This is a genomic window from Pseudonocardia xinjiangensis, from assembly GCF_012911925.1.
GTDB lineage: Bacteria > Actinomycetota > Actinomycetes > Mycobacteriales > Pseudonocardiaceae > Pseudonocardia > Pseudonocardia xinjiangensis.
On record NZ_JAAXKY010000299.1, the window covers coordinates 1 to 1449 of the forward strand.

At 74.9% G+C, this 1449-nt stretch carries 2 protein-coding genes; both read left to right on the plus strand.

Going from position 1 to position 1449, the window contains the following annotated elements; translation table 11 throughout:
- On the plus strand, window positions 1-337 hold a 337-nt coding region (locus HF577_RS37160; protein ID WP_169400679.1), incomplete at its 5' end, for a transglycosylase family protein.
- 86 nt (window positions 338-423) lie between these two features.
- On the plus strand, window positions 424-1449 hold a 1026-nt coding region (locus HF577_RS37165), incomplete at its 3' end, for a serine/threonine-protein kinase (RefSeq protein WP_169400680.1).

A 1449-nucleotide genomic window follows, 5' to 3' on the forward strand; every position in this document is an offset into this window, starting at 1 on the left:
CCCCGCTCCTCCGCCGCCCGCTCCGCCGCCCCCGGAGGCTCCGCGGCCCGCGCCTGGGCCGCCCCCGGCTGCCCCGCCGGCCGGCGACCCGGTGTGGGACCGGCTGGCCGACTGCGAGTCCTCCGGCAACTGGGCGATCGACACCGGCAACGGCTACTCCGGTGGGCTGCAGTTCGATGCCGCCACCTGGCGGGAGTACGGCGGCGGTGAGTTCGCCGCCGCGGCGCACCGGGCCACGCGGGAGCAGCAGATCACCGTCGCCACTCGGGTGCGTGACGACCGGGGCGGGTACGGGTCATGGCCCGCTTGCGCGCGCAAGCTGGGTCTGCCGTCGTGACCATGCCGTGATCCAGCCGTGATCACGGAGCGCGACCGGGACCGTGTGCACAGCAGCAGGAGTGGCCATCGCTACCCTGACGGGCGATGAGCGAGCGCTCGCAGTCCGAAGAGACCCCCATCCGCGTCGGCAATAGGTATCGCCTGGACGAGCGGATCGGGGCTGGTGCCATGGGCGCTGTGTGGCGCGGCACCGACGAGCTGCTCAACCGCACGGTCGCCGTGAAAGAGCTGCTCGCTGCCGCGGTCGCCCCGGGGCCGGGAGGCGACGACGCCCTGGAGGAGTCGCGCCAGCGGATCCTGCGGGAGGGCCGCATCGGTGCGCGGCTGCAGCACCCCCATGTCATCAGCATGTTCGACGTGGTGGTGCACGAGGACCGGCCGTGGCTGGTGATGGAGTACCTGCCGTCGAAGTCGCTGGCCCAGGTGCTCGGCGAGAAGGGCGCGCTGGGGCCGCGGGAGGTCGCCGACGTGGGCCGCCAGGTCGCCGACGGGCTGGCCGCGGCCCACGTGGCCGGGGTGGTGCACCGCGACGTCAAGCCGGGCAACGTGCTCCTCGCCGAGGACGGGCGCGTCAAGCTCACCGACTTCGGCGTCTCCCGTGCCGTCGACGACGTGCAGCTCACCCGCACCGGCCTGATCGCAGGCACCCCGGCGTTCCTCTCGCCGGAGGTCGCGAGGGGCGGCGAGCCGACGGCGGCGTCCGACGTGTTCGCGCTCGGCGCCACGCTGTACGCGGCGGTGGAGGGCACCCCGCCGTTCGGCCTCGACGACAACGCGTACGCATTGCTGCACAAGGTCGCGATGGGCGATGTGCGTCCCCCCAAGCAGTCCGGCCCGCTCACCGGCGTGATCATGTGGCTGCTCAACACCGATCCGGCCGAGCGTCCCTCGGCCACGCAGGCCCGCGACGCGCTCGCTGCGGTCGCGGAGGGCCGCTCCGGGGGTCCTGCGGTGCCTGCTGCTGCGGCGGCGCTCACGGCCACCAGGGTCGCCTCCACCGCCACGATGGAGGCCGCGCCCCCGGCGTCGGCTCCACCCGCCCCGCCGTCCACGCCGGCCGCGCCGATGCAGCGCCCGGAGCCCGGTCCCCGCCGCAGGCCGTCCATGCCC